This is a genomic window from Collinsella aerofaciens (genome assembly GCF_015548375.1).
Classification (GTDB): domain Bacteria; phylum Actinomycetota; class Coriobacteriia; order Coriobacteriales; family Coriobacteriaceae; genus Collinsella; species Collinsella aerofaciens_AB.
This window is the reverse complement of sequence record NZ_JADMWW010000010.1, coordinates 60,152-81,845: the sequence shown is the minus strand read 5'-3', so window position 1 is coordinate 81,845 and position 21,694 is coordinate 60,152. Positions and strand designations below refer to the sequence as shown.

Genomic DNA, 21,694 nt, shown 5'->3' with positions numbered 1-21,694 from the left:
CTCATGGACCCGAACCCCGACGGCGCCGCGCCGGAAGGCCCCGAGCTCGCGAAGATGCGCAAGGCGATGCGGGTGACCCAGAAGCAGGCCGCCGCGGGGCTCGGCATGTCCGCGGCCTCACTCGGTCACCTGGAACATGGGAGACGGCGGTCGACGAAACTGGAGAGGAGGTATTACGAGCTCCTGTGCGAATTGAAGGGAGCGCTCCCGCAAACTGCCTATTGACAACTTATAGGAGCGTCGGTTTTGTTTTCGCACTTTTCAGCATGGTCTGGGCTCTCCGCGTTAACGTAGTAGATGGCCCCCTTTTGTGGCAAGGGGCCGACCTGCGGCTCAGGGTAGCTAAAAGAGCTCCGTCCCAAAAAGACTGTTGGAAGTTGCGGTGGAATAGTTCCTGTTTTTGCTGCTGAAGGCTTTGAACAGGAACTATTCCACCGCAACTTATGAGGGGGCGGGGGATGCGATAGTATTGCATGGTGGTATTCGATTAACCGAGGCTTCATCCGAGGGCTTTATGGAACAACACCAGCATTATCAGAGCCTGCAAGACCAGGCGTACAACGCATTGCGGTCCAAGATCATCTATGCCGAGCTCAAGCCCGGCACGCGCCTTTCGGCGATTGGTCTGGAAAAAGAGACGGGAATCGGGCGCACACCCATTCGCGAGTCCTTTGTGCGTCTGCGCGAGCAGGAGCTGGTGGAAACGCGTCCCAAAAGCGGTACCTATGTCTCAAAAATCAGCATGGAGCGTGCCGAGAACGCCTGTTTCTTGCGCGAGAAACTCGAGAGAAGCGTACTCATTAAATGCTGTTCTGCCGCCACGCCCGAGCAAAAGCATCGGCTCGAGCAGATTCTTGCCGAGTCCGAGTCGCTCGACCATAGCGAAACGCGTCGCTTCTTTGACCTGGACAACCTGTTCCATGAGACGTGTTTTGAGATTGCCGGTCGTCACATGTTGTGGGATTGGATGAAGAGCATCAACACGCATTTTGAGCGATACAACTGGTTGCGTATGGTGTCGCAGGATTTGGATTGGGAGCCGATTCGTCGGCAGCATCGCCGGATTCTCGAGGCCATTAAGGGGGGCGATACCGACACGGCGAGCTATCTGGCAGAGACGCACCTGCACCTGATGCCCGAAGAGCAGGGCCCGGTTATCGCCTTGCATCCCGACTATTTTGAGCTGTCCAAAGACTCGGCCATCTAACTCGTCCCCTTCATTAGTTGCGGTGAAATAGGGATTGTTTGGGGCTCTGATGGTGTAAACAGTCCGTATTTCACCGCAAGTGCGAGACGCTACCGGGGCACAAAAAAGCTGCGGCGCCGCTTGGAGGAAAAGACCGGAAACAAGGGTCCATTCCTCCAGACGGCGCCGCAGCTGTTTTGATGGCTCGGTTTTTGTCGATGTGGCTCAACTGGGCGCGGTTGCCAGCCGAGTAGGCAAAGCGGCTCGGGGGCGTGTCGCTTCCGTCACGTTCTATCAGCATACAAGACGGTTTTGGTTCTTGTTCGTGACGGAAACGGCGCGCTTCCGAGCCGCTTTAAAAGAAAGAGGGCGAGGTCTAGGGCACGCCCCCTTTCACGATAGAGAGCTAAACCTAGCCGCGGACCTTCTTGACGACGTCCATGGCCTCGCGGGCGATCTGCTCGACCTTGGAGAAGTCGCCGTCGGCAAACAGGGCCGGCTTGACCATCCAGGTGCCACCGCAGGCGATGATGGCGGAGGAGCTCAGGTACTCCTCGACGTTGGCAGTGCTCACGCACCGGTGGGCATAAAGCGGTGACCGACAAACGGAGCGGCGAGGGCCTTGATGGTGTTCAGGCCGCCATACTGGGACGCGGGGAAGAACTTGGTGACCTTGAGGCCCAGGTTCTCGGCTGCGGTGACCTCGGAGGGGGTTACGGTGCCGGGAAGGACAGGCAGGTCGATGTCGATGCAGTGCTTCACAACGTCCTCGTTGTAACCCGGGGAGACGATGAACTTGGCACCGGCTGCGCGGGCCTGCTCAACCTGCTCGACGGTCAGGACAGTGCCGGCGCCAACGCACATCTCGGGCTCGGCCTCGGCCATAGCGGCGATGCACTCGGCGGCGCAGGCGGTGCGGAAGGTGACCTCGGCGGACTTCATGCCAGCTGCCATAAGGGCGTGGGCGAGCGGAGCGGCGTCCTCGACCTTGTCGAGCACGACGACCGGCACGATGCCCAGGGACTCAAGCGTGGTGTAGAACTGATCGAACATAATGTTCCTTTCGATGTATGGCGCGCATGGGCGCGTGATTGCCAAATATGCTGGACAGGAGCCGATTTTGGATTGGTTATCGGAGGCACTGCTTGGGGTTCAAGCAATTCCAAAACCAGCTGCTCGACCAGTCATGTAGGGAATGCCAGGCAAAACCGGAATGGGACTGGTGGTTTTGCCCGACCGGAGGAATCGGGGAGCGGGCCGCAGGGGTATGGGATTGGAAAGCTGCGGCCCGCGGAATGGAGACGGACTAGCGCGCGACGCGGGTGCCACCGTCGGCGGCGGATGCCACGGCTGCGATCTCGCCTGCGGTCACCAAGTTGGAATCGCCCTTGATGGTGAGCTTGAGGATCGAGGCTGCAATCGCGTAGTTGACGGCGTCCTGCGGGTCAAAGTCGTTGATGAGGGCATGGACGAGGCCGGCGTTGAAAGCGTCGCCGGCGGCAACGCCCTCGAGCACGTGAACGTCGTGAGCAGGGGAGAACCAGTGCTCGCCGCTCTCGGCGTCATAGAGCATGCCCATCCAGATGGAGCGCTCGACGCAGGAGATGTTGCGGACGACCGAAGCGACCTTCTTGCAGCCGTACTCGGCGCAGATTTGGCGGGCCATCTCGACGTAGGTGTCGCGCTCCTCGATGCCGTGGGCAAGGGAGCCGGAGACGCAGGTCATGCCGAGGCCGGCGGGTGCGTCCTCGTCGTTGGCGATGCAGATGTCGACGAGCGGCAGGAGCTCCTTCATGGTGGCCTGCGACTTCTCGGGCGACCACATCTTGCCGCGATAGTTGACGTCGCACACGGTGGTGATGCCCTTGGCGCGGCAAGCGGTGAGGGCATCCTTGCACGCAGCGGCCATCTCGTCGGAGACAGCGGGCGTCACGCCGGAGAAATAGAAGACATCGATGCCCTTGAGGATCTCGTCCCAGTCAAAGACGTCGCGCTTGGCCATGTTGATGGCAGAGTACTTGCGGTCGTAGACGCAGCCGTTGCCGCGCTGCGAGGCGCCGACCTCAAACACATAGGAGCCAAGACGGTCGCCCTGACGCACGACGCGCGTTGTGTCGACGCCGTAGGCCTTCAGCGAGCGCAGCGCGCACTCGCCTAGGCGGTTGGCCGGGACAACGGATACGTAAGCGGCCTTGTCGCCTTGGTAGGCCAGGGAAAGAGCGGTGTTGGCCTCGGCGCCACCGTAGCGGACGTCAAACTCGGTTGCCTGCTCAATGCGCAGATGATCTTTGGGCGAGAGCCTCATCATGATTTCGCCGAAGGTAAGAACCGTTTTACCCATGGTCGCGCAGCTCCTTCTTGCTCGTGCGTACACCTTTGATATGGCGTTGGCGCGGAGGTGCCAAGACGGTAGGGTACATCTTTGCACCTCCGCGCCAACGCTTGCCGAAATCGGTTTACGAAATCGGTTTCGTTTCGAGTTGTAGTATACTCACCTACAGCGTTTTGCAAGCGAGATTTTTAAAAAAATGCCTAAAATGGCTCAGACTGCTGACAATTGGGAAACGGGGTGCGCCATGGCGCAGATGAGAATCAAGGACATTGCCGCCGAGGCGGGTGTGAGCCCGGCCACGGTCTCGCGCTATCTCAACAACCGTCCCGGGCAAATGACCGAGGAGACCCGCGCCCGCATCGCCGAGGTCATCGAGCGCACCGGCTATCGCCCACGTGCTGCCGCGCGCAATCTGCGCAGCTCGCGTACCAACCTCATCGGTGTGATCCTGGCCGACATCGCCAACCCGTTCTCGAGCGCCATGCTTGAAGGACTTTCCGCCAGCGCCGCCGCGCGCGGCTGCTCGCTCATGACGGCCATTAGCGGCAACGACCCCGCTAAGGAGGCCGAGTCGCTCGCCAGACTTATCGATGCTGACGTTGACGGCCTGGTCGTCAACACCTGCGGAGGCAACGACAAGGCGATCGCCGCGGCCGCGGGGCGCCTGCCCGTTGTGCTGCTCGACCGCGACGTTGCCGACGGCGGTGTCGATCTGGTGACATCTAACAACCGTGAGCTGGTCGCCGGCCTGGTAGACGCCTTGACCGCCGCTGGCAGCGAGCGCCTGTGCCTGCTCACCGAGGCAAGCGACGACAGCCCCGTGCGTCGCAAGCGCGCCGAGGCCTTTACCGACGAGCTTTTGCACCGCGGCCTTGCCGGCGAGGTCGTCACCCTGGCCGACGGGGGCGCCACGGGCGTCGGCCGCCTGGACGAGACCATCCGCGGCTATGCAGGTAAAAAGCTCGGCCTCATTGCTGTCAACGGCTTGGTTTTCCTGCGTCTGACCGAGGCGCTAGCGCAGCTGGGACCCTCGCTGCCGGCGGGGCTCAAGATCGCGACGTTTGACGACTACCCCTGGAACCATGTGCTCTTTGGTGGCGTGACCACGGCCGCGCAGGACACCCTCACCATTGCCGAGCGCGTAGTCGAGCGCCTTTCCGAGCGCATCGACGTTGTTACCACCACCGTGGGCGAGGCCGCAAAGCTCGCCCCCAAGCGCATCGAGATTCCCGGCCACATCGAACACCGCGCTTCGACCTCGCGCTAGCCTGTGTGATAATATATAGACAATGTCATACAGGAGGTATCCATGGCTGCGTCTGTGCTGAGTGTGCGAGTGGACTCGTCAATTAAAGACTCATTTGCCGAACTGTGCGAAGAGCTTGGCATGACTTCGTCTGTTGCGGTCAATATGTTTATGAGGCAGATGCTGCGCGAGCGCTCTCTGCCGTTTGTTCCTTCACTTGGTAAAAGCTCTGCGAGCGAAAGCGCCGCGACGGGCATTTTGGATACTGCCCAGATTGAGTCCGCCGTCCGCGAGGCGGCCAGCTCGATTCCCGCCATCAAAACCGTGATTCTTTTTGGTTCGTATGCCCGTGGCGAGGCTCATGCCGATAGCGATATTGACTTGCGTCTCGAAGTCGATCGCGAGCAGGGCTTTGGTCTTTTCGCGCTGTCGGCATTTGGTGAGGCGGTGCGTAAAGAAACCGGGAGGCAGGTTGATCTCGTCTCTAGTGATCATCTTGATGACGATCTTGCCGCGGTAATCAAGCGCGAAGGAGTGATCCTTTATGATCGCGCGTAAGTCAGACGGCCTCCGCGCCCAAGAGGTTTTGGAGGCCATCTCCGAAACGAACGAGCGCATCAAGGCTTTTGATATCACCGAGGACCAGTTTCTGCATGCGACTGACGTGCGGACGAGGGCGTTGGCGGACTCTCTTTTGATGTGCGCGCTTAGGGTGACGGAAGAAGCGGGCAAGTTGTCGGAACGCTCGCAGCGGCTTCATCCCGAAATTGAGTGGCGTGGAATTATCGGCATGAGAAATTATCTTGCGCATGATTACGGCAATGTCGACCGCTCGGTTGTTTGGGATGCAGTGACGATGGAGTTCCCTGCGCTGGAACGAGCCTGTAGGCAAATTGTCTCCGAATCCGAACGATAATCACTTGTCATATCTGCCTGTTCGCGCACGTTTTTTGAGCGCTTGATACGCTTTAACCCTGCGGAAACATTTTTCTGCGATAGTATCTGCGATATAGACCAGTCGAAACCCGCCCGAAAGAAAGGGGAGCGACATGAACCAGCAGAACATCGATTACGTACTCCGCTCCGTAGAGCAGCGCGACATCCGCTTTGTGCGTCTGTGGTTTGTCGACATTCTCGGCCGCCTCAAGAACTTTGCCATTAGCCCCGAGGACCTCGAGGTCGCTTTTGAGGAGGGTATTGGCTTTGACGGCTCCGCCATCGAGGGCTTTGCCACGCCCGAGGAAGCCGACATGCTGGCGTTTCCCGATGCTTCGACCTTCCAGATTTTGCCGTGGCGCCCGAGCCACAACGGCGTCGCCCGTGTGTTCTGCGACGTGTGCACTCCCGATCGCAAGCCGTTTGCCGGCGACCCGCGCGATGCCCTGCGCCGCATGTTCCGCAAGGCCGAGAAGGCTGGCTATCTGCTCAACGTGGGCGCCGAGCTGGAGTATTACTACTTCCCCGACGAGCACACCCCTGAGCCGCTCGACAACGTGGGCTACTTCGATCTTTCGGTAAGCGATGCCGCCCGCGACCTGCGTCGCAACACGGTCCTCACGCTCGAGAAGATGTCCGTGCCCGTGGAGTACACCTTCCACGCCGCCGGTCGCTCGCAGCACGGCATGAGCCTGCGCCACGCCGAGGCCCTGAGCATGTCCGACGCCATCACCACGGCCAAACTCATCATTAAGCAGCAGGCCTACGAGAGCGGTTGCCACGCCTCCTTTATGCCCAAGCCGTTGGCGGGCGAGGACGGCAGCGCCATGTTTTTGCATCAGTCGCTGTTCAACCACGACGGCAACAACGTCTTTTGGGGCGAGGACGACGAGAAGTACCATCTCTCCGATATCGCCAAGCACTATATGGCCGGCATCTTGGCGCACGCACGCGAAATCAGCGCCATCACCAACCCCACGGTCAACTCGTACAAGCGCATCACCACGGGCGGCGACTCCGTGCCGCAGTACGCCACGTGGGGCCTGCGTAACCGCGCGAGTATGGTCCGCATTCCGGTCTACAAGCCCGGCAAGCAGCTGTCCACGCGCATCGAGCTTCGTAGCCCCGACCCCATGGCCAATCCGTACCTGGTCAACGCCGTCACGCTGGCGGCTGGTCTCGATGGCATCGAGCGCAAGCTGGAGCTCCCGCCCGAGGCCACGGCCGAGACGCTCAAGCTCACCGACCGTCAGATGCTCGAGGCCGGCTACACGCCGCTGCCGCGCTCGCTCAAAGAGGCGCTCGACGTGTTTGAGGACTCGCAGTTTATGAAGGATGCCCTCGGCGAGCACATCCACAGTTTCTTCCTTAAAAAGAAGCGCGACGAGTGGCATAAGTTTGAGTCCACGATCACCGAGTGGGAGATTAAGCATTATCTGGCGAACTCCTAATCGCGCTGGCTTGTTCCAGTACGATTGAGCTCATTTCTTTGGAGGCCGATATGTCCGAAAAGAGTGCCCTGTTCATGGCGCGCACGACGCGCTTCCACGAGTTTGCCCGCAGCTTGACGACCACCCTGGGTGTCGAGGTGAGCCTGGCAACCCCCGATTCGCCGACTGCGGCGCACGACTTTGACCTGCTGATCCTCGACTCCGACGGCATCCGCAGCGACCGCATCGATCAGATTGCCAAGTGGCTTGACGATCGCGGCGGTGTCCCCATGTTGGTGATCGTCGACGACGAGGCGCTCGGTACCTTGCGCCTGCCCAATCACGCGCATGCCGACTTTGTATGCCCCACGGCGACATCCAACGAGCTTAAGGCTCGTGCGCAGCGCCTGATGGGCGAGGAGGAGACCGTCGCCGCCGACGATGTGCTCAACATCGACAACCTCGAGATTAACCTGGCTACCTACCAGGTGACGCTCGATAACGAGCCCATCGACCTGACGCTGATGGAGTACTCGCTGCTGAGCTTTTTGGCGACGCATCCCAACCGTGCCTACAGCCGCGAGGTGCTGCTGCACCGCGTGTGGGGCTTTGAGTACTGCGGCGGCACGCGCACCGTCGACGTGCACATTCGACGCATCCGCTCCAAGGTGGGCCCGCAGATCGCGGCGCACATCACCACCGTCCGTGGCGTGGGTTATCTGTTTAAGGACTAGATTTCCACCACAAAGGGGACAGGCACCTTCGTGGTGGTTTTGCCGCATGCGTGGATCCCTTTCGAGTTTGCAGCAGAACTTAAGCCTTCCTAAAAGATTGCGTTCTCATACACGTTCGCCCGCATATTGGGGTACAACTCAACGTGAACAATGATGGCCCGCCACATGTTTGGCGGGCCTTTGGTTATTTGACGAAAGGATCGCAGCTATGAGCGAGTACGATTCCCAGCGTCCCCAGGATGCGGGCAACGCCGGCGAGACCCAGCAGCAGCCGCGCGTGCAGGTGGAGTCGACGCCTGCCGGTAGCAACATTCCCTACGTGCAGGCTTACGACACGCAGACCGGAAAGCCGCTGGGCAGCCAGCAGGTTGTAAACAAGCACACAGTGGTCAAAACCAAGACCAAAAAGTTGCCGATCTTTATTACGGCACTCGCCGGCTGTGCCTGCGGCGCCCTGCTGGTCATTGCGCTCATTATGAGCGGCACGCTCGATATCGGTGGCGGCAAGAATGCCGTGACGGCGGGTGCTTCGGGTTCATCGACGCAAAAGATTACGATTGATTCCGAGGACACCACGCTGGCCGAGGCCGTTTCTGCCAAGGCATTGCCCTCCGTGGTTTCCATCACCGCCACTTCGAGCGGTAGCCAGAATGGCTCGCTTTCGCAGTCTGCCGACGAGTCGGACAACTCGGGCAGCGTCGGTTCGGGCGTGGTGCTCGATACCGAGGGCCACGTCCTCACCAACAACCACGTGGTCGATGGCTATGACCAGTACGTGGTTACCATGGACGACGGCACTACATATGAGGCCGAGTTCGTTGGCAACGACGCCTCGAGCGACCTGGCCGTCATCAAGCTCAAGGATGCCGATGCCTCCAAGCTCACGCCGATCGAGATTGGTGATTCCTCCAAGCTCAACGTGGGCGAGTGGGTCATGGCGATTGGCTCGCCCTTCGGCAACGAGCAGTCTGTCTCCACGGGTATCGTGTCGGCGCTCTATCGTTCCACGGCCATGAGCTCTACCAGCGGTAACACCATCTATGCCAACATGATTCAGACCGATGCCGCCATCAACCCGGGCAACTCCGGCGGCGCGCTCGTCAACGACAACGGTGAGCTGGTGGGCATCAACTCGCTCATCGAGAGCTACTCGGGCTCCAGCTCGGGCGTGGGCTTTGCTATTCCCGTTAACTACGCCAAGAACATTGCCGACCAGATCATCGGCGGCAAGACGCCGGTGCATCCGTACATGGGCGCTACGCTTTCGAGCGTCAACGCGCTCAACGCCCGCACCAACAAGCTGAGCACCGATAGCGGCGCGTATGTGGCGAGCGTCGTTGAGGACGGTCCTGCCGCCAAGGCCGGCATTCAGGAGGGCGACGTCATCACCAAGTTGGGCGACGACGAGATCACGAGCGCCGATGGCCTGATCATCGCGCTGCGCAGCCACGAGGTGGGCGAGAAGGTCGAGATCACGCTCATGCGCGGCAAGGAAGAGAAGAAGGTCACCGTCGAGCTGGGCTCCGATGAGGAGCTGCAGAACCAGCAGCAGGACGACAGTTCGACCGACACCGGCAACGGCGGTATTACCGACGAGCAGCTGCGCCAGTACCTGGAGGAGCTGCTGGGCCAGCAGGGCCAGGGTCAGGGCTACGGCCAGGGTTACTAACGAGCCGTATCGCACATACCGATGCCAGAGGGGGCTGTCCCGCCAACGCGGGACAGCCCCCTCTTTTCGCGATGATCCCTTGGGGACGGAGGAAAACGGATCACTTGTGGCTGGCAAGAGGCTTGTTTCGGTATGGTCTGGACAGTTAGTTCAGATACGTATAAATCTGGGACAGCTTGGGATGCGTTTTGAGCAATTATTGATTGGGATGGGGCTCGAATTGGTGTTTGGAAGGGAGAGTGGGACGTTTACATGGTCTCGAGGAGCCAAAATTAGTTGAAACAGGGGTGTTCGTGCCTGATTCAGCTCTAGGATTTATACGTATCTGAACTAACTGTCCACCCCGGTCCGGCCGCTGCCGATTCGGTGCGGTTCGAAAGGGCTGTTCGGCGCCGTTGCGACCGGTGGTACTCTTGTATCCGTTTGAAATCGAGCGAAGGAGTGCCGCTATGGAGCAATCGAGCCTGTTTGGTGACGGCGTGGACATCGATACCGAAACGCCCGCGAGCACGGATACCGCCGTACCGGCCGATGCCCGTGCCCAGGCGGCAGCGCGTGCGGCCGAGCTGCGCCACGAGCTCGATTACCACGCCTATCGCTACTACATGCTCGATGCGCCCGAGATCACGGACGCCGCCTTTGACAAGATGCTCGTTGAGCTGCAGGAAATTGAGGCCACCTACCCCGACCTGGTGACGCCCGACAGCTATACCCAGCGCGTGGGCGGGTACGTGAGCGAGCAGTTTACGCCGGTCACGCACATGGCACGCATGTATTCCATGGACGATGCCATGGATCTGGACGAGCTCGACGCGTGGCTCCAGCGCACCGAGGATGCGCTCGGTGCCGGTAGCGTCACCTATACCTGCGAGCTTAAGATCGACGGTCTGGGCGTGGCGCTTACCTACCAAAACGGCACCTTTGTGCGCGCTGCCACGCGCGGCGATGGCACCACGGGCGAGGACGTGTCGCTCAACGTGCGCACCATCAAGGATGTTCCCATGCACCTGTCCGAGCCGGCGCTTGTCCACATGGGTGCCGACCGCGAGCGCACCATTGAGGTGCGCGGCGAGGTCTATATGCCTAAGGGCAGCTTTGTTCGCCTGAACGACGAGGCCGATGCCGAGGGTCGCGACCCCTTCGCCAACCCGCGCAACGCCGCTGCCGGCAGCCTGCGCCAAAAGGACCCCAAGGTCACGGCGCGTCGCGATTTGGCCACCTTTATCTACGCCATCGCCGATACCGATCCGCTGCACGTCCACAGCCAGCGCGAGTTCCTCGATTGGCTGCGTAGCGCCGGCTTTAGCGTCAACCCCAACGTGGCACGTTGCGCCACGCCGGCCGAGGTCCACGAGTTCTGCGCCCAGGCGCTCGAACATCGCGGTGACCTGAACTACGACATCGACGGCGTGGTCGTAAAGGTGGACAGCTTCCAGCAGCAGCTCGACCTGGGCTTTACCGCCCGCGCGCCACGCTGGGCCATTGCCTTTAAGTTCCCGCCCGAGGAAAAGCAGACCGTCCTGCGCGAGATTCGCATCCAGGTGGGCCGCACCGGTGTGCTCACGCCGGTCGCCGAGTTCGACCCGGTGACGGTTGCCGGCTCCACCATCGCGCGCGCCACGCTGCATAACATCGACGAGATCCGTCGCAAAAACGTGCGCGAGGGCGATACCATCATCGTGCACAAGGCGGGCGACGTGATCCCGGAGGTCGTAGGCCCGGTGCTCGATAAGCGTCCGGCCGATTCGGTCGACTGGCACATGCCCGAGGTCTGCCCCGTGTGCGGCAGCCCCGTGGTCCACGAGGATGGCGAGGTGGCCTACCGCTGCGTCTCCATCGACTGCCCCGCGCAGCTCAAGGAGCGACTGCTTCACTGGGTGAGCCGCGGCTGCATGGACGTCGACGGCCTAGGCGACGAGATCGTCGACAAGATGATCGCCGCCGGGCTGATCCACGATGTCGCAGACTTCTACCAGCTCACGGTCGACGACATCGCCGGCCTGGACACGGGCCGCACCTATGCCAGCTCCAACAGCAAAAAGGGCGTCAAGAAGGGCGACCCCATTCCGGTAGGCCTCAAGACGGCCGAGAAAATCATCGCCGAGCTCAACAAGTCCAAGAGCCAGCCGCTCGGTCGCGTGCTGTTTGCCCTGGGCATCCGCCATGTGGGCAAGAGTGTGGGTGAGGTCATCGCCGAGCGATTCCTGTCGATCGACAAGCTTATCTTGGCGAGCGAAGAGGACATCGCCGAGTGCGAGGGCATCGGTCCCAAGATTGCGGCGAGCGTCAAGCAGTTCCTGGCCGTGCCCGAAAACCTTGCCGTGCTGGAACGTCTGCGCCAAGCGGGCCTTTCGCTCGAGGTCGACCTGGGCGCCGCGCATGCGCAAGCCGCAGCCGACGCTGGCGTGGCGGGCGAGCTCGCCGACGCACAGCCGCTCGCGGGTCTGACCTTCGTGCTCACCGGCACGCTCGTCAACCGCACCCGCGACGAGGCAGGTGCAGCGCTCAAGGTACTCGGCGCCAAGGTTTCGGGCAGTGTGTCAAAGAAGACGAGCTACCTGGTCGCCGGTTCCAAAGCGGGCTCCAAACTCACCAAGGCCGAGCAGCTGGGCGTGCCCGTGCTGGACGAGGACGCACTCGAGCAGATTCTGGCTACCGGCGAGGTGCCGGTGGCGTAATGGATATAGAGAATCGCAATTGCTCGCAGGCGGAAGGGCGCACGAGGCACGCCCAAGGGCAGGCAAAAGAGCACCTGATGGCGCGAATTCGCATTGCGGAACGTGAGCGCTCGGCAGATGCGTCTCGTGATGCTTTTGAGGCGTTGACCGAGTTAGAGACGAGGCTCGGTCTAGCCTAGCGATACGGGTACCGTGATCTGCGTCACGTAGGTCGCCGGGTCGTCGCTGATGATGTCGTCGATAAGGGCAATCTCACGCGAGGGGCCGGCGGGTGTCAGGCCGTGCTCGCGCATATAGCCGAGCAGCTGCTCGTAGCGCGGACCCGCTTGCCCGTGCGTGCCGCGAAAGCTAATGGTCAGGCAGCGCGCGGCGGGTCGCACCTCGACATCGCCCAGGTATTCATCGGTGTCATCGAGCAGTAGAAAGACCTCGTCGTAGCCATCAAAGTCGCCGGCGGCCAGGCGTTCGGCGCTAATCCCAACGCCCAAGTTGCCCAGGAAGACAAAGGTCTCGTGCTGGCCCTTCTGCAATTGACGAATCTGCCACTCCAGCGCATAGGCGTCGGTAGGGTTGACGCGTTCGCGCAACACGGCGCAGCGAAGCTCGGGCGCATCGATTGTGCAAATGCTATCGAGCTCGGTGTTCAAGGCATCGTGCAGCAGCGCAAGCCGGTTATCGATCTTGCGCGACACGCGCTCCAGCTCGCGGCGCTTGCGCTCGATGAGCTCCTGTTGCTGAGCCAGCTGCCGCTGCATAAGGTCCACGTCGCGCGTGGTCACAAACTCACGGATTTGCGCCAACGGCAAGTCGAGAACACGCAGGTGGCTGATGGTATTGAGGGTGGAGAGCTGCCGCGATCCGTAGTAGCGGTACCCGCTTGCCGGATCGATGTACGCCGGGTCCAGCAAGCCCATCTGCTCGTAATGACGTAGCGTCCCAACGCTCAGGTTAAACAGGCGCGCCACCTCGCCAATGCGGAGCAGGCCCTCAGTATGTTCACTTGGCGTGTCGGTCACAGGACCGCTCCTTTCAATAGGGTCGGGGAGGGGCGCCAGACTCGCGTCGCCCCGCTACGCCACCAACTTGTCAAAAGCCCCGCGCCGGTTGAGCACGGTAAACGCGACAACACAGATGACCGCCGACAAAATCGATCCGCACGGCGAGGCGATGCCCATGGGAAACAGCGTGTCGGAATAGGCGTTCGACAGCAGCCACGCGCCCGGCACGCGAATGAGCGCCACGGCTAGTACGTTGTGCGCAAAGCCGATGTAGCTCTTGCCGTATGCAGCGAAAAAGCCACTAAAGCAAATGTGGATGCCGGCAAAGATCGCGTCGAAAATGTAGCTGCGCATGTAGCCAGTGCCGGCCGCGACCACTGCGGCGTCCTTGGCAAAAAAGCCGATAAACGCCGGCGCTACCAGCCACATCAGCACCGTGATCAGGCAGCCGTACACCACCGAGATGGTCATGGCGTCTTTGAGCACCTGACGCGCGCGGTCGCCCTTGCCCGCGCCGGCATTCTGCGCCGTGAGCGCGCTGACGGTGGCGCCCATGGAACTCGGCACAATGAACAAAAAGCTGATCATCTTCTCGACCAGGCCCACGGCGGCGGCGTCGACGAGCCCTCGGTGGTTGGCGATGACGGTGATAAACATAAACGCTACCTGGATGCAGCCGTCCTGCACGGCCACGGGCACGCCGATCTTAAGAATGCTGCCGAGCACCTCGGGCTGGGGGCGCAGGTCGCTGCGCTTAACGTGGATGTTCGTGCGGCGGCTCTTGAGCCACACAAGCGCGAGGGCAACGCTGGCCGTCTGAGCGGTTACCGTGCCGAGCGCCGCGCCCACGGGGCCGAGCCCCATGTGGCCGATAAACAGAAAATCGAGCGCGATGTTGATGATGCATGCCACGCCGATCACGTACATAGGCGAGCGCGAATCGCCCAGGCCGCGAAAAATGGCCGAGAGGATGTTGTATGCGGCGATAAACGGAATGCCGACAAAGCAGATGCGCAGGTAGGCGGCGGTTCCTTCGACCGCCTCGGCCGGCGTGCCAATGAGCGCCACGATCTGCGGGCACAGTGCGAGCAGGACAGCGGCCAGCACCACCGAGACACCCATAAAGAGAGTGATGGTGTTGCCGATGGCGGTCTCGGCGCGGTCGAAGCGGCGTGAGCCCACGGCGTGGCCGACGACCACCGTGGTTCCCATGGCCAGTCCTACGAGCGCCACGGTAATCATATAGAGCGTCTGAGCGCCATTTGCCACGGCGGTGATGCCGGCGGCGCCGCTAAACTGCCCCATCATGTACAGGTCGGCCATGCCGTAGAGCATCTGCAAAAAGTACGAGAGCATATAAGGCAGGGCAAAGACCGCGATGGTCTTGAGGACATTGCCACGTGTGAGGTCGTGTTCCATGAGCGGGGCTTTCTGGCTGGGTTCGTTTAGCTACCAGTGTAGTGAAAACCCTACAACGATTGGCTTAACAGTGATAAGGAACTAATTTACTTATCAACTGTTAGCTGACGGTTTCCGGGGTGCATACGGACAAATCCCGTCTGATTTCTAACAGAAAGTCAGACGGGATTTTCGCTTTATATTACGAATTATGGAGGACATACCATGAAAACCTTAATATCTTGTGCCTACAATATGGATAATTGCTGTGTGGAAGTGAAATTCAGCGACGGCAGTATGATTGCGATTGACACTATCGTCGTTGAGAACGAGATTGCTGACAATATGTATCAGCGGTCAGAGCTGGATTATTTGATCTACAACGCTCCTTTGGAGTATGCAGACCTTATCTTGAACGGCGATCCCGAAACCTATTTGAAAACTGTAACAGAATACAAGCCTTGGGATAGCTGACAACACGCTGCCCGCAGGAGAAAATCCTGCGGGCGTTTTTCTGTTTATATTATTTCCCTCCGTTGGATCTCAATTTAGGAAAGAAGATGACAATCTTGAAGCTCTTTCCCCACTGGGAAGCTGCTTCCAGATGAAGATTTAGATCGTCGGCCATCTTCTTAACCAGGTAAAGTCCCATACCGGTAGCCTTCTTTCTGCTGTCAGTAGAATCCCCGGTAAAGCCCTTTTGAAAAATGTACGGCAGATTATATTTTTTTACGCCAATGCCGTTATCTTCAACAGAAAGGATATCTGCAGTCTCCGAATGTATCACGGAAATTGTAAGCATGGGACTATCGCTGCTATATTTGATGGCATTGCTAACGATTTGTCCCAACATAAACTGAAGTCCTCTACGGTCTGTATAGACTGTTTCAGATTGCAGTTTGTTGAGAATGACAAAACTGCTTCTCTTCAAGAAGTGGGGCATAGTCCTCCAGAACTTCACCCAAGCAGTCATTCAAATTGACATCCTCAAATCGGTAATCCTTTGTACTGCTCTTCAACCGGGCATAGTACAGCATCTGCGTGACATCCTCCTGAAGCTGACTGCGGACATAATCCAGCTTTGCTTGCAGGGAAGGAGAGATTTCATCGTTCCGGTTATCCAAGAGCATGGTCAGCAACGATAGGGGCGTTTTCGCTTCATGTGCCCAGCCCTCCACGTATTCTTCATAGTCCCGTAGGGCATCCGCCATATTGTTACTCTCGTTTTTGTATTCCCGTAAAACCGAAGCCAAAAATCGGACAGATTCTCCTTCTTTCTGACTAATGGCACTGAGCAGCCGTTCTTCATTGCAGATGGTAGGATCACTGAGGAAATCTCGGAACAGTTCCATGTGGGTGTTCTCCCTCTTGTTTAGTACAAACAGAATCGCTGAAAACAAAAGGATGCTCGTCAGAACTACTAACCCGATCAAGGTTTGAAATACCTGAATGTCAGAAATCCAAAGAATGACAGCGCAAAAGCAATCCACGCCCAGCAGCAACAGAAGCCAGGGGTAGTACCGTTCTATCATGTGCCAAAGCTGCTTCATAGAGACACCTCCGCTTCCAAACGGTAGCCCATTCCTCGAACTGCAACGATTCGCTGCTTCATTTCAAGGGCGGACATCGTTTTTTTCAGCCGGGTTAGGTTAACCTGCAAGGCATTTTCATCTATGTATTCCGTGGTTCCCCATAGTGCCATGCAAAGCTGCTCCGTCGTGACCAGAGCATCGCCGCCGGACAAAAGAGCGACCAACAGTTTTCCCTGATTTTTTGGAAGCACCACAGAGGTATTATGAATATAAAGCGTGTAGGTCTGCTGGTCTAACAGGAAATCTGGTCACTCTATGAGATTGGTACGGCCTTCATACCTTTTGAGAATATTGGATACCCTGGCAAGAAGTCGATCTTTTCTGCACGGCTTCGTCAAATATTCATCGGCACCCAACTGGAACGCTTGCAGTTCATCCTTTACCTGATCTCTGGAAGTCAGCACCAGGACGGGGATAGCAGTTTTATTCTTTAGCTCCTGGCAGATTTGAAAGCCACTGATCTCCGGCAAGTTCAGGTCTAAGATCACAAGGTCAGGGCGGAGGGCTGCCAAGAGCCGAGCGGCATCTTCAAACTCGGTAATTGCCTCCACAAGATAGCCGTCCTTTTGGAGCATATCGCAGAGTTCTTCCCGCATATAGACTTCATCTTCCACAACAGCAATTCTTTTCATGACAGCACCTCCTTCCAAATTATTCTTCTCTCTGCGGCTGCATCAGTGTCAGCAAATACCGATCACTGGAGCGCTTGACCACTCTCATATAAATATATTCTATCACGCAAAGTAGTAAAATCATAGCAGCAGATACAAGCAGCATTTCAGACACTGTCCCACGGGTTCGGGACGAGAGTATCCCTGTAAATAACGCCCTGACTCCAAACAGACTGCTGACAGCCGCAACCAATACAGGAAGTCCCATAAACCAGGTAATTTGCTTTCCAGCAGACTGGCAAAGGGTTTCGTAAGTAGCTCCCAGGCGGATCAGGGTCTGGTATCTGCGCCCGGTTTTCTGCTGACTCATCAGGAACTGAACACCCACGATGGTGTTGGCAACTACCAGGAAAACAATCGCAAGATAGAGGGTAATATAACTGGATGCTATGGTGTAGAAAAGCTGACGACCTATATTCTGAAGATAGCTTTCATATTCAATGCCAGTTTCGTCCAGCTTCTCGTTCAAATCCAAATATGCAGTCATAAGGCTATTTCCATCCAGAGCCTGCTCACTGAGCACCGCATTGACATAGGTATCATACATTCCCTGGCTATAATATAGGAATGCTTCATCCGGAAGAATCAATGCAAAGGACAAGGTTATAGAACGGTCCGTGACCAAATTCACAGACTGAACCTCTCCTGTAAGATGAATCGGACTACCATCCAGTTCCACCTTGGGCTGTCCGGCCAATACTTGGTTCAGCATTGCGGTACGACTTACCGTAGTAAACTTTGTATCAATATAGACAGCGGCCTCCTTTTCGCCTAATTGGAGAGCCGGTTTGCCGGACAATTCCAACAAACGATTATAGTCCGATAAACAAATCAAATATGGGTATGTGGCATAACCAAGATTGTTCAGAAGGACATCCCGGTCTTCCGACTGGGGCAGGCTCCGAAGAGAGTCCATAACAGCGTCCATGCTGTAGGCATTATCATAATCTTCTGTGGTGCGAATACGCCCAACCCTCATTTCAAAAAGCTCTGAAAATTGATTTTCCAAACCGTTTTCTTTCAGGGCTGCCTTTATATTCGGAAGAACCTGCGATGAATCTTCTGCAGTATGATCTTCAAAAGTATAGTCGATTACATGGCCAGAAGACAGGCTATTCGTTCCTGCAATTCCTACGCCCGCACCAAAACAACACAGCGCCGCCAGAATCAGCAGGGAGCTGATGGCCATGGAGGTTGACTGATGAATAACATTCTCCTGAATCTGCCGGAAGGTAAATACATGAAGCTGCTTATTTCCTTTTCCTTTCTTAACAATCAAAGCAATCAGCGCACGCATCCCATAGAAAAGCAGCATCGTACCAACTATGCCCAACAGCAAAGTCAGTCCCATCATACTTACCTTTGTCCATGCAATTCCCTGAATCGCCATGTAGTAAGCCACTGCCAACATCACACTTCCGCATATAGCAGCCAGTCCATAGATAACAGATGGCATTTGCTTTTTGGGGCGGTTCGTTGGCTGGGATAGCAAAGTACCGATCTCCTGGCGGCTGATTCGTCCACTCAAAATCAGAAGTGCCGTCAGCTTAATTGCCAGAAATCCTGCCAGCGTCCATTCAATTGCAGACCAGGATAAAGAAAACTGATGACCGATGATCCCCATGCCTACCAGCTTGGCGGTGACAAGACTGACAATTTCTGAAAGCACCACAGCCACAGGTAAGCCTATGAGCATGGCAAGAATACTGGTCAGGAAATCTTCCGCCAGAAGCATACCAAACAGTTTACTTCTACGCATCCCCAACATTAGATAAACACCAAACTCATGCCGTCTGCGCTCGAACTGATACTTGCAGGCAAAATAGATCAAAAAGAACAGAATACCGAGGGTCATCCCATAAAACGCAGGAATCAGAAGCAGGAGTTTGTCAACTGCGTCACTCTCCATTTTCTGCAAAAAGAGCATCACATCTTGAGTGGAGATGGAAAGAATCATGTAAAAGGCAACAATAGAAATCACCAGGGAGCTGAAAAACAGACCGTTTTCCTTTCGGCTGCGGTGGCTGTTCCGAAGAATGAGATTAGAGAACATTTGCGCTGCCCCCTCCCAGTTGCGCCATCACCTTCAGGATGCGCCCGTAGAACTCCTGCTGGCTTTCGTCTCCACGCCGAAGCTCATGAAAGATCACGCCGTCCTGGATGAACAGAATGCGCTTGCAAAAGCTGGCGGCATTGGAATCATGGGTTACCATCAGGATCGTAGCTTGTTCGTCACGATTCAGGCCGGACAGCTTCTCCATAAGACTTCTTGCGTTCTTAGAATCCAGCGCACCCGTCGGTTCATCGGCAAGGATCATTTGGGGATGTAAGATCAGAGCCCTTGCTGCCGCAACACGCTGACGCTGGCCGCCGGACATCTTGGACGGAAACTTATCCAGAACATCAGTGATTTCCAGATAGTCAGCCAACTGCTTCAGCCGCTGGCTGCTTTCTGCTTCGGATACCCCATGCAAGGAAGTCGGGAGCAGGATGTTTTCCCTGCCAGTCAGGTTGTCCAGCAATTCAAAGTTCTGGAATAGATAACCAACTTTTTTGCCACGGTACTCTGCAAGAGCCTTTCCCTTGAGGGATTGCAGAGTATCGCCTTCCACCTGAATGCTTCCACCTGTGGGTTGAATCACAGTCGCAATACAATTGAGCAGTGTGGATTTACCGGAACCGCTGCTTCCCATAATGCCGAGAAACTCTCCCGGCATCACCTGGAAGGTGATCCCATTCAGTGCCTTTGTTTGACTTGGCACATTGCCATAGATTTTTGTTAAATTTTCAATATTCAAAATGGGTTTCATGTGAATACCTCCTATCATTTGTAATAAAATGATAGCATGGGAACACAGCAAATACCACTTACAGTGGTTGTAAGGATTCAAGATATAAGTGGCGGCTCAAGGGGGACGAGCATATATTTTGTAAGAGCATCAGGCGACAATGATAAAATATACCGGATCGCCTCCTTGGCAAACCAGTTCGTTTTAATTGTATCCCAATCAGCAAGTCGGATAATCTCTGCTGTGCCGTTCTCAAAATCAACTGAAATTTCGCCCCATTCGCCGTCGCAGTCTGCTTGATATTCGTAGATTGCGGCGGCGATTTTCTTTTTGCGCTTGGTTTTGGTTTTCTGTTTCAGCCGGACAGCATGGAGCGCACCTTCGGCAACCAGCAGTTCTGTCAGTTTGTCCACCGCTTTCCGGTAGGCTCGCTCTGCACCGCTGGCTGTGCTGCCCTCAAACATAATCGCCAATTCTTCAAAAGTGGGGCGGTTCTTCCATGAGCCAACTCGCCCGCAGGTCATACGGATTGCTAACCGTTTTTCGAGCAAGGTCTGTTCCCGGTAATTCAGCTTCTCAAATGCCCGCTGTACCTTTTCTGCTTGTATGCCGTTCCAGAGGATGTCGGTATAGTTCCAGCTATCGTCAAGGGCTATATCCTCGCCTGTTTCCTCGCCGTCCTCGTCCGTTATATAGAACGGCTGCTGGTTGCGGATTCCACGGACAACTTTCAGATATTCTTCCGCAAGAGCAAGGTCGCAGTTATACTTCTTGGAAAACTGGTTGACCGCATCTTTGGTGTTATGGTACAGCCACGCCATTGATCGCACCATTTTGTAATTGGTCAGAGAGGATACCGACCATTTTTCTTCGCCCATGCGGAAACGGAGCATAGAATCCCAGATGAACGGATAGATGTATGTAGCATACTCCGCACCCTTGGCAGGATCATAGTCCATCAGCTTTTGGAGCATTTGCTCCCGGCAGGAGATCTTTATATCGATAAATCGGTCTGTGTCGTACAGATTGCCGCCGTCCACACTGAGAAAGCCTTTGATGCGCTTGTTGAGCTGCGTTTCGTAGTGGTGCAGAAAGAACGAAAAATATAGCAAATTCTTTTCCCGCAAAGCAGACAGGATATATTCATTCAGACTGTCCACCGCTGGCGGTTCCGGTTCCAGTTGGAAGATGCGCTCTGCCACATAGGGGATGATGCCGTCACCGTGTGGATTAACTTGGTGCTTCGGTATGTATCCGGTCATGTTCCACGAAAAATCATTTAGCATAGCGCACCTCCCTTCTAAGTAATCAGCGGGAATAATTAACCATAATTCCAAGTTTGTCTTGCAGCATTTATATTATCCAGAAGAACAGATGCAGGATTTGCCTCGTAATAGTACGTGCTCATATCCAAAATGCCTTCTTCCATTTCACCCCACTCTGCTGTGCGAGAAACAAAGATTCTATTATATACACACCAATCGCATGTGGTGGTGAAAGCAGCAATATCTGCAAAGTCTTTTGGAAATACAATTCTTCTTCCATTTGATGTTGGCTTAAGATAGTTCTCCATTATTTCTTTGAAATTCTTCAGATCATAATCCGTAGCGTTTTCCAAAGCTTTACAGACAATCAATTCTTCGTGCGTGAATTCTGTAAGTGTTTCTAAATGGTTTGCAAGAATTAGACCATAAATAACGCAAACCTTTGGGCATTCTGCATTTACGGTTTGTTTGAACAGATTGGCTACGATAATAGCCTTTTCCGGGCTGGAGTTTACATAGTTGTAAAGCTCGTTCAATCTTCTTTCGAGATTAAAGCCAGATGCAAGACCGTTCAGTAGATGGCCGAGTTTGAAGGTATTGTATTCAGATAGAAGATCATTTCCTATTCCGCCTACAATTCCCGCAACTGGGTTTACTACGCCCAACACACCAATAGAGCCAGAACGGATTATTTTGGTCATAGGATTGTCCATAACCCGGCTAAGCGCATTCCCAATATCAGTTAAATCATATTTCTGTGCCATTACATA

The 21,694-nt window shown here is 56.3% G+C and carries 23 protein-coding genes; 10 read left to right on the top strand and 13 right to left on the bottom strand.

What is annotated here, in order from left to right; genetic code table 11:
• A partial coding sequence (locus I1969_RS05915; RefSeq protein WP_195233812.1) for a helix-turn-helix domain-containing protein occupies positions 1 to 225 on the top strand: 225 nt, incomplete at its 5' end.
• 289 nt (positions 226 to 514) lie between these two features.
• Positions 515 to 1,207, top strand: coding sequence for a GntR family transcriptional regulator (locus I1969_RS05910; RefSeq protein WP_195233810.1), 693 nt, complete (start codon positions 515 to 517; stop codon positions 1,205 to 1,207).
• A 391-nt stretch (positions 1,208 to 1,598) separates the two neighbouring features.
• Here the strand turns inward: I1969_RS05910 and I1969_RS11040 are convergent, their stop codons facing one another.
• From I1969_RS11040 to I1969_RS05900, 3 genes are all read right to left on the bottom strand, one after another.
• A complete protein-coding gene (locus I1969_RS11040; RefSeq protein ID WP_229028288.1) occupies positions 1,599 to 1,760 on the bottom strand; it encodes a beta/alpha barrel domain-containing protein in 162 nt (53 codons plus the stop codon).
• Complete coding sequence (gene eda, locus I1969_RS05905) at positions 1,757 to 2,239, bottom strand: bifunctional 4-hydroxy-2-oxoglutarate aldolase/2-dehydro-3-deoxy-phosphogluconate aldolase (protein ID WP_229028287.1); 483 nt, start codon at positions 2,237 to 2,239, stop codon at positions 1,757 to 1,759. The genes I1969_RS11040 and eda overlap by 4 nt, the downstream gene beginning before the upstream one ends.
• Before the next feature lie 253 nt (positions 2,240 to 2,492).
• Positions 2,493 to 3,527: a sugar kinase gene (locus I1969_RS05900; protein ID WP_195233808.1), complete on the bottom strand. Its 1,035-nt coding sequence runs from the start codon at positions 3,525 to 3,527 to the stop codon at positions 2,493 to 2,495.
• 235 nt (positions 3,528 to 3,762) lie between these two features.
• Between I1969_RS05900 and I1969_RS05895 the strand changes: the two genes are divergently transcribed.
• From I1969_RS05895 to ligA, 7 genes are all read left to right on the top strand, one after another.
• Positions 3,763 to 4,785, top strand: a complete 1,023-nt coding sequence (locus I1969_RS05895) for a LacI family DNA-binding transcriptional regulator (RefSeq protein ID WP_195233806.1) — start codon at positions 3,763 to 3,765, stop codon at positions 4,783 to 4,785.
• A 42-nt stretch (positions 4,786 to 4,827) separates the two neighbouring features.
• Positions 4,828 to 5,322, top strand: coding sequence for a type II toxin-antitoxin system RelB/DinJ family antitoxin (locus I1969_RS05890; protein ID WP_195233805.1), 495 nt, complete (start codon positions 4,828 to 4,830; stop codon positions 5,320 to 5,322).
• Complete coding sequence (locus I1969_RS05885) at positions 5,309 to 5,680, top strand: HepT-like ribonuclease domain-containing protein (RefSeq protein ID WP_195233803.1); 372 nt, start codon at positions 5,309 to 5,311, stop codon at positions 5,678 to 5,680. Before I1969_RS05890 ends, I1969_RS05885 begins: the two co-directional genes overlap by 14 nt.
• A gap of 133 nt (positions 5,681 to 5,813) precedes the next feature.
• Positions 5,814 to 7,151 carry a glutamine synthetase family protein gene (locus tag I1969_RS05880; protein ID WP_195233795.1) on the top strand — a complete coding sequence of 446 codons (1,338 nt, stop codon included), beginning with the start codon at positions 5,814 to 5,816 and terminating at the stop codon, positions 7,149 to 7,151.
• A gap of 50 nt (positions 7,152 to 7,201) precedes the next feature.
• Positions 7,202 to 7,864: a response regulator transcription factor gene (locus tag I1969_RS05875; RefSeq protein WP_195233793.1), complete on the top strand. Its 663-nt coding sequence runs from the start codon at positions 7,202 to 7,204 to the stop codon at positions 7,862 to 7,864.
• Positions 7,865 to 8,072: 208 nt separating this feature from the next.
• Positions 8,073 to 9,533 carry a S1C family serine protease gene (locus I1969_RS05870; RefSeq protein WP_195233791.1) on the top strand — a complete coding sequence of 487 codons (1,461 nt, stop codon included), beginning with the start codon at positions 8,073 to 8,075 and terminating at the stop codon, positions 9,531 to 9,533.
• 449 nt (positions 9,534 to 9,982) lie between these two features.
• Positions 9,983 to 12,211 carry an NAD-dependent DNA ligase LigA gene (ligA, locus tag I1969_RS05865; protein ID WP_195233789.1) on the top strand — a complete coding sequence of 743 codons (2,229 nt, stop codon included), beginning with the start codon at positions 9,983 to 9,985 and terminating at the stop codon, positions 12,209 to 12,211.
• A gap of 170 nt (positions 12,212 to 12,381) precedes the next feature.
• Here ligA and I1969_RS05860 read toward each other — a convergent pair whose 3' ends face one another.
• Both I1969_RS05860 and I1969_RS05855 read right to left on the bottom strand, forming a co-directional pair.
• Positions 12,382 to 13,227: a MerR family transcriptional regulator gene (locus I1969_RS05860; RefSeq protein WP_271748029.1), complete on the bottom strand. Its 846-nt coding sequence runs from the start codon at positions 13,225 to 13,227 to the stop codon at positions 12,382 to 12,384.
• Between the two features lie 54 nt (positions 13,228 to 13,281).
• Positions 13,282 to 14,628 carry an MATE family efflux transporter gene (locus tag I1969_RS05855; protein ID WP_195233788.1) on the bottom strand — a complete coding sequence of 449 codons (1,347 nt, stop codon included), beginning with the start codon at positions 14,626 to 14,628 and terminating at the stop codon, positions 13,282 to 13,284.
• 204 nt (positions 14,629 to 14,832) lie between these two features.
• Here I1969_RS05855 and I1969_RS05850 point away from each other — a divergent pair, with 204 nt between their 5' ends.
• Positions 14,833 to 15,081 carry a DUF6061 family protein gene (locus tag I1969_RS05850; RefSeq protein ID WP_033121501.1) on the top strand — a complete coding sequence of 83 codons (249 nt, stop codon included), beginning with the start codon at positions 14,833 to 14,835 and terminating at the stop codon, positions 15,079 to 15,081.
• A 49-nt stretch (positions 15,082 to 15,130) separates the two neighbouring features.
• Here I1969_RS05850 and I1969_RS11035 read toward each other — a convergent pair whose 3' ends face one another.
• From I1969_RS11035 to I1969_RS05820, 8 genes are all read right to left on the bottom strand, one after another.
• Entirely contained in the window at positions 15,131 to 15,550 is a 420-nt protein-coding gene (locus tag I1969_RS11035) for an ATP-binding protein (protein ID WP_267471221.1), read from the bottom strand.
• Positions 15,495 to 16,157, bottom strand: a complete 663-nt coding sequence (locus I1969_RS11030; RefSeq protein ID WP_229028285.1) for a sensor histidine kinase — start codon at positions 16,155 to 16,157, stop codon at positions 15,495 to 15,497. The genes I1969_RS11035 and I1969_RS11030 overlap by 56 nt, the downstream gene beginning before the upstream one ends.
• Entirely contained in the window at positions 16,154 to 16,390 is a 237-nt protein-coding gene (locus tag I1969_RS11315; RefSeq protein ID WP_271730933.1) for a helix-turn-helix domain-containing protein, read from the bottom strand. The genes I1969_RS11030 and I1969_RS11315 overlap by 4 nt, the downstream gene beginning before the upstream one ends.
• 57 nt (positions 16,391 to 16,447) lie before the next feature.
• The gene (locus I1969_RS11025; RefSeq protein WP_229028284.1) at positions 16,448 to 16,831 is read right to left on the bottom strand and encodes a response regulator transcription factor; all 384 of its coding nucleotides are present in this window, start codon (positions 16,829 to 16,831) and stop codon (positions 16,448 to 16,450) included.
• Between the two features lie 19 nt (positions 16,832 to 16,850).
• Entirely contained in the window at positions 16,851 to 18,923 is a 2,073-nt protein-coding gene (locus tag I1969_RS05835) for an ABC transporter permease (RefSeq protein ID WP_195233786.1), read from the bottom strand.
• Positions 18,913 to 19,680 (bottom strand): ABC transporter ATP-binding protein, encoded by a 768-nt coding sequence (locus I1969_RS05830; RefSeq protein ID WP_033121505.1) that lies wholly within the window; start codon positions 19,678 to 19,680, stop codon positions 18,913 to 18,915. Before I1969_RS05830 ends, I1969_RS05835 begins: the two co-directional genes overlap by 11 nt.
• A 77-nt stretch (positions 19,681 to 19,757) precedes the next feature.
• Entirely contained in the window at positions 19,758 to 20,945 is a 1,188-nt protein-coding gene (locus tag I1969_RS05825) for a sigma-70 family RNA polymerase sigma factor (RefSeq protein WP_195233784.1), read from the bottom strand.
• A gap of 35 nt (positions 20,946 to 20,980) precedes the next feature.
• Positions 20,981 to 21,688: a hypothetical protein gene (locus I1969_RS05820; protein WP_055228676.1), complete on the bottom strand. Its 708-nt coding sequence runs from the start codon at positions 21,686 to 21,688 to the stop codon at positions 20,981 to 20,983.
• Positions 21,689 to 21,694 lie beyond the last annotated feature (6 nt).

Bases quoted from the DNA above. Each gene is read 5' to 3' on its own strand.
- I1969_RS11025 (WP_229028284.1), bottom strand. From the start codon at position 16,831: ATGAAAAGAATTGCTGTTGTGGAAGATGAAGTCTATATGCGGGAAGAA.
- I1969_RS05830 (WP_033121505.1), bottom strand. From the start codon at position 19,680: ATGAAACCCATTTTGAATATTGAAAATTTAACAAAAATCTATGGCAAT.
- eda (WP_229028287.1), bottom strand. From the start codon at position 2,239: ATGTTCGATCAGTTCTACACCACGCTTGAGTCCCTGGGCATCGTGCCG.
- I1969_RS05835 (WP_195233786.1), bottom strand. From the start codon at position 18,923: ATGTTCTCTAATCTCATTCTTCGGAACAGCCACCGCAGCCGAAAGGAA.
- I1969_RS05880 (WP_195233795.1), top strand. From the start codon at position 5,814: ATGAACCAGCAGAACATCGATTACGTACTCCGCTCCGTAGAGCAGCGC.
- I1969_RS05910 (WP_195233810.1), top strand. From the start codon at position 515: ATGGAACAACACCAGCATTATCAGAGCCTGCAAGACCAGGCGTACAAC.
- I1969_RS05895 (WP_195233806.1), top strand. From the start codon at position 3,763: ATGGCGCAGATGAGAATCAAGGACATTGCCGCCGAGGCGGGTGTGAGC.
- I1969_RS05825 (WP_195233784.1), bottom strand. From the start codon at position 20,945: ATGCTAAATGATTTTTCGTGGAACATGACCGGATACATACCGAAGCAC.
- I1969_RS05890 (WP_195233805.1), top strand. From the start codon at position 4,828: ATGGCTGCGTCTGTGCTGAGTGTGCGAGTGGACTCGTCAATTAAAGAC.
- I1969_RS05855 (WP_195233788.1), bottom strand. From the start codon at position 14,628: ATGGAACACGACCTCACACGTGGCAATGTCCTCAAGACCATCGCGGTC.
- I1969_RS05875 (WP_195233793.1), top strand. From the start codon at position 7,202: ATGTCCGAAAAGAGTGCCCTGTTCATGGCGCGCACGACGCGCTTCCAC.
- I1969_RS05850 (WP_033121501.1), top strand. From the start codon at position 14,833: ATGAAAACCTTAATATCTTGTGCCTACAATATGGATAATTGCTGTGTG.
- I1969_RS11035 (WP_267471221.1), bottom strand. From the start codon at position 15,550: ATGCCCCACTTCTTGAAGAGAAGCAGTTTTGTCATTCTCAACAAACTG.
- I1969_RS11030 (WP_229028285.1), bottom strand. From the start codon at position 16,157: ATGAAGCAGCTTTGGCACATGATAGAACGGTACTACCCCTGGCTTCTG.
- I1969_RS05870 (WP_195233791.1), top strand. From the start codon at position 8,073: ATGAGCGAGTACGATTCCCAGCGTCCCCAGGATGCGGGCAACGCCGGC.
- I1969_RS05820 (WP_055228676.1), bottom strand. From the start codon at position 21,688: ATGGCACAGAAATATGATTTAACTGATATTGGGAATGCGCTTAGCCGG.
- ligA (WP_195233789.1), top strand. From the start codon at position 9,983: ATGGAGCAATCGAGCCTGTTTGGTGACGGCGTGGACATCGATACCGAA.
- I1969_RS05900 (WP_195233808.1), bottom strand. From the start codon at position 3,527: ATGGGTAAAACGGTTCTTACCTTCGGCGAAATCATGATGAGGCTCTCG.
- I1969_RS05885 (WP_195233803.1), top strand. From the start codon at position 5,309: ATGATCGCGCGTAAGTCAGACGGCCTCCGCGCCCAAGAGGTTTTGGAG.